Below are 10,973 nucleotides of genomic sequence, written 5' to 3' on the forward strand. Positions count from 1 at the left end.
GACCAAACATCCCCCCACCACCAACAGGAGCACAGAATGGACCATCGTACTGCTTCGTCTTCGGGCCCGATCTTTATCCTTGGATTGCAGCGCGGCGGGACCAATCAGCTCCTCAATATCCTGCGCTCGCACCCCGACACGATCTGGCCTGACGGGGAACTGCACGAGGTGCTGCGCCCCAAATGGGGCGGTCTGCGCGCGCCGGGACCGTTTCTGCGCCAGACCATGTGGTATCTGCCGTTCTTGATGCGGCAGGGCGATGTCCTAAGCCCGCGCCGCCCGCCAAACGGCAACCAGCAGCCCCTGCCGCAGGGGTTGCGCCGCCGCATGGCGCGCAGGCTGGAACAGGAATGCGCCCGCAACGCCCGCGAGGTCGCCCGGTTCCGGGGCGCAATGGCCGAAGAAGGCTACGCGCCAACACGCGCGCCTGCCGAAGGGGAGACACCGCGTATGGTGGTCAAACTTGTGAACTATAATGTCGGCCTTGCGCAGGACCTTCTGCGGATCTACCCCAATGCCCGGTTTGTTGGCATCATCCGCGAAGCCGAAGGGATCTGCGAAAGCATGATCTCGCGCGGGATGAGCCCCGACGTGGTGCTGCCGCTGTATCAATATGTGGCACGCGAGCTTTTGGCGCTGCGGTCTGCGGGTTTCCCGGTTCTTTTGCTGCGGTTCGAGGACATTATCGCCAATATCGCAGCCAGCACACGCGCCGTCTACGATTGGTGCCATCTGGATGCGACGGCCGTGTCTGGCCTCTGCTTACAGGACAAGACCCGCGTCACAGACACCAAAGGCAATGTTGTCGGCATGCGCAAAGTGGACGCGTTTTATGACCTCGACAGCGCCGCAAAACACCTGCGCCGTGATGTAAACAGCGCCGCCAAAGCCCGGCTGCCTCAGTCCCTGCAACAAGAGATCGCCACACGATGCGGCCCTCTGATGCAGCAACTTGGGTATTCCAGCGACACCGCGCCCCCAGATGGCCCCGCGCCGTCTGGCATCCAACCGGCCTGAGGGGCAGGCCACAGGATTTAGATATGCCAAACGCCAATCCCACGCTAGCGGGGCTGGCTCTTACTTCCCGGACCTGAAAGGCCGCTTGCGTCTCCCTGGACGCCAGCGGCCTCTTTTTGTTGAGAGTGTTGATGCAATAACTGCGATGGACAGCCCCCAAAGGTTTAGCTCACCCGCATGTCTCCTGTTAGCAGCAGGCTGGGAACAGGGGCTGTCTCGTCCTCTCCCTCCTCGGACATATCGCCCTCTTTGGGCGGCGGCAGTGTCGCCAGAACCACCCCGTCGGCTTCGATTGCCATCACCAACACGATCCACAGGAACCGCGGGTAGGCATCATGCAGAAATGCCATCCCGGTGAGATACCCCAAAAGACCCGCGCCAAAGGCCGCCATTTGCAGCGCCAAACGCCGATCGCCTGCCGCATGGGCAATCCTATTTGCACGCCACACCCCACGCGCCGCCGCCGCCAAAAATCCAAGGAAGAACATCAGACCAATCAGCCCCTGCTCCGTGAGCACCTCTAGATAAAGGGAATGGGTCGAACGTCCCTCACCCCGGAAAATCAGCCCCTTTTCCAGCGCAATATCCTGATAGAGCAAATTGAAGTTGCCCGCGCCCACCCCCATCCAAGGGTAGCTGCGAAAAATCTCGGCGGCGACAGTCCAGCTGGCAAGCCGCCCTTCGGTGCTTTTGTCGACCCCTTCCTCGCTCACCAGCGAACCAAGGGTTGCGAGACGTTCAAACGCCTCATCGCCGATGAAAAAGCTCGCCGCAATCACCACAAGGATCGAGGCCACAACAGCCCCCACCTTCTGTCCCCGGCTCAGCTGAGCAAACAGCACACACAGCCCGACACATAGCGAAAGAATCCCCCCACGCGATTGGGTTGCCAGCAATCCAAAGAACAGCAGCGCACAGGTCAGCCCCCAAAGCGTCACCCCCCGCGTGTTGCGCGCCTCCAACAGCTGCGCCAATGCCAGCGGGATGCAGAACACCACCACAACGGCAAAGAAATTCTCGTCCTCAATCGGCCCGGCAAAACGGCCATTGTATTCGCCAAACCGGGCAAACAGCCAGAACGCCCCCGGCAGATCGACGCCCAGCACCTGTATCAGCCCCAGCCCGCAAATGAAGGCAACCGTCAACGCGGCTGACGCCACAACCACCTGAAATCCGTTTCGATAATTCAGAAAAGCCAGCGCAAGCAGTGCGACAATGGCATCTTTTAAGAAATCCGAGCAATCCTTGAGCGTTTTGCTCCAGTCATCCGCCGCATAGGTGGCCCCAAACAGCTTCAATCCCAAAAGCCCGCAGAAAAACCAAAGGCTCAGCCAGCCAACATAGGGGCGATCTCCCCAAAACATCAGCCGCACAATCAGCAGGGCCATCATCCCCGGCGCCGCCAGCTTGGCCACCGAAGGCGCGCCGAACCCAAGGATCAGATTGGACGACAGATTCGATACCGTCATCACAATCAGCAACGACAAAGCCACCAACGGATAGCGCAGCGTGAGCGCACAGAGGCCACCAAACAGCACCAGTGCCAGTAGTTTATCAAGCGACGAATCCCCAATCGCCAACGCAGCCCCGGCGGCCAATACGCCCAGCCCAAGGAGCATGAACCTTTCCCGCATCTGTTCAGTGCTTCCAAACACGACGGCGCTCCCTACTGCGGCGACCGGCGCTTTTGCAGCCGATTGCCAATAGTGATGCGCAGACCGTTGATCATGCCCTTGCGCCGCATTTTATGAAGGATCGATCGCAGACCGTCCGCCCCCGTCAGCATCTTGCGCGCAAGCGGGCTCATCGGGCGGTAGCGCCGCGCCAGCTCGGCCTTGTAGGGCGTGTCGTGATCCGTGATCCAAGGAAAGGTGATTTCTTCAATCCGGCGCTGCAACGTCGGCGGCATTGTCTGCCGGTATTTTTGAATGTTCTTCGCATCGATAAAGCGTTTACCCCGCGCCCCGCCGATGTTTTCAGATGGCACGCTGAGCGTCGTCATCTCTGCCTCGAAGGCGCGATCAATAAACGTTGAAACCCGGCGCAGTTCAGTTTCGGGATCCGCAACCAGCTGTTCATAGAACACACGCAAATAATCGCGGCCGAGCGCCTTTGCCCCCTGCTCTGCCGCGGCCATGTCTCGGGCCCATTTTACCGCCGTGCGCAAAGGGTTATGCCCCCAGGCCGCCTTGGCGCTCAGGGCGACATCCCGCGGATCGCGCACAATGTGGACGAACCGTGCGGCCGGAAAAATCCGCTTCAGAAGGTCCATTTCCAAAACGTAAGACGGCGTCTTGTCGCCCCAGATTGGCCCCTCGCCCGCCGCTGCATCCTCGCCGTAAAACCGCAAGATCACCTCGAACGCATCGCTCCAATTGCGCGCCTGTTCGAGGTGCTGAAAATCCCGTCGCGTCATCACCGGACGGCCCTGGCTTTGGCAGTAAATCTGAAACGGCAGTTGATCGAAATCGATAAAAAGTGCGTCCAGATCTGCCTCAAAATGCTCCGGCTGACCGCCGTGTTTCTGAAAGAGATAAGGGATAAAATGAGATTCCGGATCACAGAGATTGACCAGCGAATTTCGGTTCAACAAACTGCGCAACAGTTTGGTGCCGCTGCGGGGACTCCCCACGAGGAACAAAGGTCCAGAAAAAACGTGCATAACGACTGTGCACCCACAAAACAGGCCCGACACTTCGGGCGTACCACTTAAAAACACTGCCTCCAGTCTAGGCGACAGTTTTTCAAAATGTAAAGTTCCATCCGAAAAAATCTGAGTTCTGCGGCTGCCTTATTGCCGGATCGGGAATCCGGTGCTACGCTCGATTGTGTTGTGTTTTCGAGTGTTATGTGTTTAGGAGCTGAGCTTTGGACCAGCCAATTCGTTTTTCGTGGAAATTCGTTCGCATCACCCTAGCCGTCGCCATGTGCGTGTTTCCGGTGCTTGCATTTTACGTCCTTTCCAAAGCGCCCAATTTCGAGGCGCGATCGCTTATCCTCTTCCAACTTGGGCGAGAATTCATTTACGTCCCCGATGCCGAAGGCTCGGGGGTCAAGGCGCCGAACCCCGGTGACTTTCAGGGCGTTGTAAACGCGGAAATGCTGCTTCTCGACAATCCGGAGCTGAACCGCGAAGCGCTGGAAAAGGTCGGAATTCAAAGGGTTTTCCCCGGACTTCCCGAGGATGAGAATGCGATTCGTCAGGCCGTTTTGTGGTTTCAGGCTGCAACGCGGGTGGAATTGATCACCGGATCTTATGTGGTCAAAGTGGCCGTCCGCCACGAAGACCCCGAGATCGCGGCAGAACTGACCAATACCCTGACCAATGCCTTTCTGGAACGCCGCCGCCGCCTTCACGCCACCCGTGAAAGCGCCAATTTGCGTGTCCGCCTGCAAGCGGCCACAACGCAGGAAGGCGAAATCACCCGACAGCTTTCTGTGCTGCTGGGCGGTCTTGATCCACAGTTTGTGGCGACAGACCTCGATAAAACCTCTGAAGATCAGGCCAATCTTGCGCGTCTTCTGCGGGATTCCCGCACCAAGCTCGCCGCGCTCGAGGCCCGTCGCCAACTCTACCAGAAACGGTTTGGAACGGGCGATCAGATGCTGGAAACTGAAATCGAGATCCGCGAAGAACTGGCCCGTGTGGATTACATCGAACGCGCCATGGTCGCAAACCGCAGCAAGATGGAGCATCTGTCCAAACTGATGCCGGCAATGCGCCCTCTGATCGAACTGCGGGACCAACAGGCCGAACGCATTGCGGGGCTGCAACTGCGTCTGCGCGACAGCGAAGCACTGAGCCAGGGCACCTCGGAGGGCAATGTGCGCGTGATCGAAGCCGCGGTTGCACCGCTGCGGTCCACCTCTGCGCCGCGGCGGGTTCAATTGGCGATTGTCATGGTTGTTTCACTGCTGGCTGGCTTGTCCGTTGCGGGGTTCAATGCGCTGATCACGCACAAGGAAACCACCCCGCGCACGCCCGGCCCGCAGACGCGCAGCCGCGAAGGGGCTCCGTCATCGCCAGCCGGTCGCAGCAAAGTGCCCTCGGAACGGGTGAACCTGATGCGCCACCGCGCGGTCGGCCAGGACCGAAGCTAACAGCCATTCGCCGCTCTGGTTCACGTGAAGCAGTCCCGCCGCTGACACACAGGCGCGGGACTGCAGGCGGAAAGAGCCCCCAGCGAGGAGGATCCCAAGATGAATACCCCTTCACCGGCAGCGCCTCTGCGGCTTGCCTATGTGATTGATACTTTGGTCACCGGCGGCGCGGAACGGCTTGTGGTGACTTTTGCCAAAGCGGTGGAAGACCGCGCCGACATTCAGTTGACGGTCATTGTTCTGAACGGCCAAAAGACCCCATTTATGGAAGAGATTCAGGCAACCCGCACCGAGGTTGTCTGCCTTCCCGGCAAAAGCCTCATTGATCCGCGCCGGTTCTTGCGCGTGGTGGCAGCGCTGCGACGGCGGCGGATCGAATTTGTCCATGCGCATCTGATTACATCCACGGTTGTGGCAGGGTTCGCCGCGCGCCTGTTGGGCATTCCGTTTGCCACGACAATCCACAATGTCAAAGCCAGCACCGCCCGTGTCAGCCGCGTGCGCGGCACCCTATACCGCGCGGTGCTTGCCCTGCCCGGCATTACCCGCATTGCGGTTGGTCAAGCCGTGGCGGATGCGGCCCAAGCCGATACGGGCAACCGCCCCTGTCTTGTCGTCCCCAATGCGGTGGCGCCAGAAGCGGCGCTGACGGATGCCCAGCGCGTGACCGCACGAGCCGCCCTGCGTGCAGAGCTTGGCTTTGACCAGCCCGGCGCACAGATGGTGCTCGCTGTGGGGGCGGTGATCGGGCAGAAGGCCTATGACGACATGCTAACGGCGTTTGCCAAAGTGGCCGCAGAAGCCCCCCAAGCGCGCCTGATGATCGCGGGCAAAGCACCGGAGCCAAATCGCCTTGCCGCATTGGAACAGCAGATCACCGAACTTGGCTTGCAGGACCGGGTGCAGTTCCTTGGCCTGCGCCGGGATATTCCGGCGCTTTTGGCGGCAGCCGATGTCTTCCTGAGCGCATCACATTGGGAAGGCGCGCCCGTCTCCCTGCTGGAGGCCATGGCCAATGCCCTGCCCTGTGTGATGACCGATGTGGGCGACAATGCCCGGATTCTGGCTGGAACCGGCACGCCGCTGGCGCCACCGCACCACCCCGATGCCCTGGCTGAGGTCCTGCTGAGAATGCTGCAGTCGCCTGATCTGGCAGAAACCTGCGGCGCGGCGGCCAAACAACGGGTCGCGGACACCTACAGCGTGGACGCCTGGGTGGACCGCCTGTCCCGCATCTATCGCCCCACGGCCAAAGTGTCGGGGCAGCCCCACAACACACCACCCCTGTCTCATCTGTCTCAGACGCACGAGGGAGAACGCGCAAGATGACCGTTATGGATGTAGCCCGCAGAACCCTGCGGCGCAGTATTGCCTATAAGGTGGCCCGCAGCACGCAGTTGCAGATGCGCGGACTGCAGGACCCCGCCCGCCCCCTGCCCAGCTTTGTGATCATCGGAGCCCACAAAGCCGGCACCACATCGTTTTACAAAAACCTCACCACGCACCCGCAGATCCTGCCTGCCTGGACCAAAGAGGTGCATTACTTTGATCAGGACCCGCTGCCGCCCTTAAGCTGGTACCGGGCGCATTTTCCAACCCGTCGTGAACTGAGCGAGATTGAAGGGATCTCCGGAGAGGCCAGCCCGTCCTATTGCCTGCTGCCCCATGTGCCACAGCTGCTGCGTCAGCAGATGCCCGATTGCAGGCTGATCCTCTTGCTGCGTGACCCCGTGGCACGGGCCTATTCCGCGCATCAGTACAACAGCCGTGGCGGCATGACCGACCTGAGCTTTGAAGCATGGATCGAACGGGATTTCCGTCTGGTGGGCGATGCCGACATTACCGCTGACCGCTATGCGTCGCTGCTGTCGAAATCAAACCCGGCCGAAAAACTGCCGCTTGCCCTGCTGCGCGGGATCTATGTGGAACAGATCAAACTGTGGCACGCGGCATTCCCAGCGGATCAGTTGCTGATCCTGGACAGTGCAGAGTATTTTGGCGACGCGCCCGGCACGTTGCGAGACGTTGCGCGCGATTTTCTGGGGCTGCGCGATCACGACTTTGGCTATCGCAAGACCCGCACCGAAGCCCGATCCTATCCCAAAATCCCCGGCGAGACCGCAGATCGCCTGCGTGCGTTCTATGCGCCCTACAATGCGCGCCTGTCCGACTATCTGGGCCGCGACTTCGACTGGTAGGCGGCTGCCCAGAAACAAACAAAAGGGGAGAGGTTTTCACCTCTCCCCTTTTTGGTTTGTGCCTGTCGCTGTGGCTCAGTTCCCTGCGCTGACCCCACCAAAGGTGACAACCAGAACGTCGTCAGGCTGCATCAAACTTGTCAGCTCCACCAATTCAGCCGCCCCGCTTTGACCATTGCGGTAGATCTCAAAGGTGGTGGTGATTTCGGCTTCGACCACAAGGGCCGAGGTCGGCGCTGCGCTGCGCAGGAAATCCATTGCTGCGTTCAAATCTGACCGCAGCAGGGCAACCCGCTGGTCGATCTCGATCTTGTCGCGCAACAGATCCCGGTGGTAGCGGCTGCGGGCCACGCCAATCTCGCTTTCGGCATTGGCGCCCGTCTGTTCCGCCTTGGCGGCAAAGGCCAGTGTTTCCAGCTCGTCCGAGCGGTAATTGTCCAGATCCACCTGCAGATCAATAAGCCGGTCGCGGCGCGTCAGACCCTGTGTCACCAGACCGCTAACGTCCTCAAGCTGCTGTTCTATCACAGACAGCTGGCGCGACAGGATCTCGCGGCGCTGGGCATAAAACCCGGTTTCGGCCTCCGCCAAGGCGCTGCGGCGACGATAGCCTTCGATGGTTTCTTCCAAAATGGCACGTCCCGTGCTGTAGACCGCGACCTGATCCGGGTTCTCCGAGGCGTCGCTTGCGGCACTTTCACCAGCAAGCCGGGCCAGTTCCGCGACAATCGATTTCTGCTCATCCTCGGCGTATTCAAGGCGGATACGCGCATCCAAGGCACGGCGCTGGGCATCCACAATTGCCCGTTCACTTGTGCCTGCAGCCGCCTGCGCCCGTTCATAGCCGCCCGCCAGCGCAATCGCTTTGATCACCGTCATGCCTGGGGCAAATTTATAAGACCCCGGCGCCTGCACGTTCCCCATCACAAAGATCGGGCGATATTCGGCAATGCCTGCAACAACAGATACATTGTCCTCGAACTGGTTGGCGGCGCGTTCGGCAATCGTGTCTTCGATTTCAGCCAGCGTTTTGCCGGTGACCGCGACCCGACCAAAGTGATGCAGACGAATGGTGCCGTCGCCGCGCACCTCAACCGCATTCGAGAAATCCTCGCGTCCGAAGATCGAGATCGAGAGCTTGTCCCCGACCCCAATAATATAGTCCTCGGCCACAGCAACCTGTGCGGAACTCAGCCAAAATACCGCGACCAGACTGCCCAACAGCCATCGCACAACAGCCCAGCGTTTCCCTGCATACGTCATCCGTTCCATTCCTGCTTCCCCTCCATCGTCTGCGGCTGCCCAACGGGTGCGCCTGCGCGGGCCGCTGCATAAAGCGCCCAAATGCGATCGGTCATAGCCTTGCCCGAAAACCGGGCCCTTACGGTGTCTTGTCCTGCGGCCCCAATACGGTGGCGCAGGTCGGCATCTGACACCAACATGCCCCCTGCCGCCGCCAGGGCCGCCGGGTCCGAGGCTGGCACCAGCATGCCATTCTCGCCGTTTGCAATCAAATCCGGCACGCCCCCCACGGCGGTAGACACCACAGGCAACCCCATCGCCATCGCCTCGAGCAGCACCATTGGCAGCCCTTCCCAGGCCGAGGCCAGCATAAAGATATCAATCGCCGAGAGCAGCTCGGGCATCTGGCGAATATTGCCGGTGAAGGTCAGCCGGTCCGGGCCCAGCCCCAATTGCCGCGCCAGCTCCTGGCTCTGCGTCATCAGCTCGCCGTCGCCAACAACAAGAAAATGCGCCCTTGGGTCTTTGCGCGCCAGAATGGCCGCTGCGCGCAGGAAATTGGCATGATCTTTTTGCACATTCAGGCGCCCGACTTTGGCAATCACCACAGCGTCCTTGGGGACGCCAAATTGGCTCAGGTCCAGCGGTGTCGCGTTCTCGGGCGAGAAACGCGACAAGTCGACGCCGTTTTGAATCACCTCGATGTTCTCGCGGGGCACTCCGCCATAGCGGGCCACATGGTCGGCCACCAAGGGGGTCACCGCGATCAGCGCATCCGGTTTGCCGACCACCCAATGATACAGCCGCGCAGGCAGGCGTTTTTTGCGCCAGGGGGCAGCATTGTGGAGCGTGACCAGACGCGGCAGGCCCCGCATCCGTGCGGCCAGTTGGGCCACAAGATCACTTTTGGTCAGATGGCTGTGCACCACATCGGGTTGCCAGCGGCGCATCAATTGCCAGATCCGCCACAAGGCCAGCGGATCCCTCAGCCCCTTGCGACTGAGGCGGGTGGTGGCAATGCCACGTTTCTCGACCTCGGGGGCCAAAGGGCCGGGTGTGAAATACGCCACATGCGCAAGATCGCCGCGTGCCTTGGCCGCGTCGAGCAAATCCAAAAGCAGCGTCTCCGCCCCTCCGACCCGCAGGCTGTCGATGACAAAAAGAATACGCTGGCTCACCATTGCAGCGCCTCGGCTGCGGGACGGCCATACGCGCCCGGTGCGTGCGACGCAATCCGCCGCGCCACAGCCTCCCAGGTGAACTGGCGGCCACGCTCCAGTCCGGCAAGGCCCATCTGTTTGCAGGTTTCCGGCACCTCCAGCACATCCCGCAGGGCCTGCGCCAGCCCAGCAGCATCGCGCGGCGCACACAGACGCCCGGTGCGCCCGTCCTGCACGATGGCGCCGATGTCTCCCGCGGTCGTCGACACCACCGGCAGCCCGAACTGCATGGCCTCGAGGAACACGATCCCAAAGGGTTCGACCCGCGACGGCATGCAAAAGCAAGATGCTTTGTGAAAATAGTCCGGCAGCTCCGACAGCGGCAGACGGCCCAGCACATCGACCCCCTCCACCTGCACATCCGGCGAACAGCCAATGATGGTGAGGGTGGCATCTGGAAGATGGGTGCGCAGTTCCTTGAACGCCTCGATCATTTCGGGCCCGCCTTTGCGTTCCCAATCGACGCCGACAAACAGAATATTGCGGCGCTCTGAACGCGCCAGGCTGATGTCCACCGGACAGTCCGGCCGCGCCGAAGCCCCGGCGCCGATGGCCGACACCTTACTGTCCGCAATCCCATAATCGTTCAGCAGGAAATCACGGATTTTCGGGCCGAAGGTAAAGACATGATCGGCGTCGTCATAGATGCTGCGCTCCCGGTCGAGCCAGACCGAAGACGGATGCCCTGTGCCTTCCTGATCTTCATCGGCCAGCCGCGCACGGGCGACGTGGTCGGTGTAGACATAGTTCGGCACCCCCGGCAGCGCGGCCGAGAACATCGATTGCGTCTGCACGGTGAAATCAAACCCCGCATCGCCAAAGCGCCGCCGCAACATGCGCCCGACACGGTCGAAATAGCTGCGGGCCCGGAACAGGCGGTAGCGCAGCTTTGCCTTGGAGCTGAGCGTCGACAGCCCGTATTCCTGCAACGCCCCAAGCCCACAGAGCATCATGGTGCCCTGCTGGCTGCGCATAAACTCTGTTGCGTTGAAGGTTTCAAAATCCACGTTGGGGCACTGCGACCGCAGGGCGGGCAGCATTTGCGCGTTAATATGGGAAAAATCCCCAGCGGTGACAAACAGCGCCTTGTATCGGTTCTTGCCAGCCGCAGCGTTGGTATACCCCCCGCTCTGGTTGCCGGGTTCAGCCATATGGGCCGCAGCCGGGGTGGCGCTTGCAAAATCCTGCATAAAAT

9 protein-coding genes are annotated in these 10,973 nt (G+C 60.8%); 4 read left to right on the forward strand and 5 right to left on the reverse strand.

Features of this window, described 5'->3' with window-relative positions; all coding sequences use genetic code 11:
• The first annotated feature begins 36 nt into the window (after positions 1-36).
• Positions 37-1,017 (forward strand): sulfotransferase family protein, encoded by a 981-nt coding sequence (locus TRM7557_RS07895; protein ID WP_058289673.1) that lies wholly within the window; start codon positions 37-39, stop codon positions 1,015-1,017.
• Positions 1,018-1,181: 164 nt separating this feature from the next.
• Here TRM7557_RS07895 and TRM7557_RS07900 read toward each other — a convergent pair whose 3' ends face one another.
• A complete protein-coding gene (locus TRM7557_RS07900) occupies positions 1,182-2,651 on the reverse strand; it encodes an O-antigen ligase family protein (RefSeq protein ID WP_082626551.1) in 1,470 nt (489 codons plus the stop codon).
• A 32-nt stretch (positions 2,652-2,683) separates the two neighbouring features.
• Positions 2,684-3,649, reverse strand: coding sequence for a sulfotransferase family protein (locus tag TRM7557_RS07905; protein ID WP_165592431.1), 966 nt, complete (start codon positions 3,647-3,649; stop codon positions 2,684-2,686).
• A gap of 236 nt (positions 3,650-3,885) precedes the next feature.
• Here TRM7557_RS07905 and TRM7557_RS07910 point away from each other — a divergent pair, with 236 nt between their 5' ends.
• The 3 genes from TRM7557_RS07910 (at position 3,886) to TRM7557_RS07920 (ending at position 7,316) form a co-directional block, all read left to right on the forward strand.
• Entirely contained in the window at positions 3,886-5,118 is a 1,233-nt protein-coding gene (locus TRM7557_RS07910) for a GumC domain-containing protein (RefSeq protein WP_131727530.1), read from the forward strand.
• A gap of 99 nt (positions 5,119-5,217) precedes the next feature.
• Complete coding sequence (locus TRM7557_RS07915) at positions 5,218-6,447, forward strand: glycosyltransferase (RefSeq protein ID WP_058289677.1); 1,230 nt, start codon at positions 5,218-5,220, stop codon at positions 6,445-6,447.
• Positions 6,444-7,316: a sulfotransferase domain-containing protein gene (locus TRM7557_RS07920; RefSeq protein WP_074941991.1), complete on the forward strand. Its 873-nt coding sequence runs from the start codon at positions 6,444-6,446 to the stop codon at positions 7,314-7,316. The genes TRM7557_RS07915 and TRM7557_RS07920 overlap by 4 nt, the downstream gene beginning before the upstream one ends.
• Positions 7,317-7,391: 75 nt before the next feature.
• Here the strand turns inward: TRM7557_RS07920 and TRM7557_RS07925 are convergent, their stop codons facing one another.
• From TRM7557_RS07925 to TRM7557_RS07935, 3 genes are read right to left on the reverse strand one after another with little or no spacing between them, the layout of a single operon-like run.
• Positions 7,392-8,588 (reverse strand): polysaccharide biosynthesis/export family protein, encoded by a 1,197-nt coding sequence (locus tag TRM7557_RS07925; RefSeq protein WP_074941989.1) that lies wholly within the window; start codon positions 8,586-8,588, stop codon positions 7,392-7,394.
• The gene (locus TRM7557_RS07930) at positions 8,576-9,739 is read right to left on the reverse strand and encodes a glycosyltransferase (protein WP_058289680.1); all 1,164 of its coding nucleotides are present in this window, start codon (positions 9,737-9,739) and stop codon (positions 8,576-8,578) included. Before TRM7557_RS07930 ends, TRM7557_RS07925 begins: the two co-directional genes overlap by 13 nt.
• Entirely contained in the window at positions 9,733-10,968 is a 1,236-nt protein-coding gene (locus TRM7557_RS07935) for a glycosyltransferase family 4 protein (protein ID WP_058289681.1), read from the reverse strand. The genes TRM7557_RS07930 and TRM7557_RS07935 overlap by 7 nt, the downstream gene beginning before the upstream one ends.
• Between the last annotated feature and the right edge of the window lie 5 nt (positions 10,969-10,973).

Origin of the sequence: Tritonibacter multivorans, assembly GCF_001458415.1 — a bacterium.
In the GTDB taxonomy this organism is placed as follows: domain Bacteria; phylum Pseudomonadota; class Alphaproteobacteria; order Rhodobacterales; family Rhodobacteraceae; genus Epibacterium; species Epibacterium multivorans.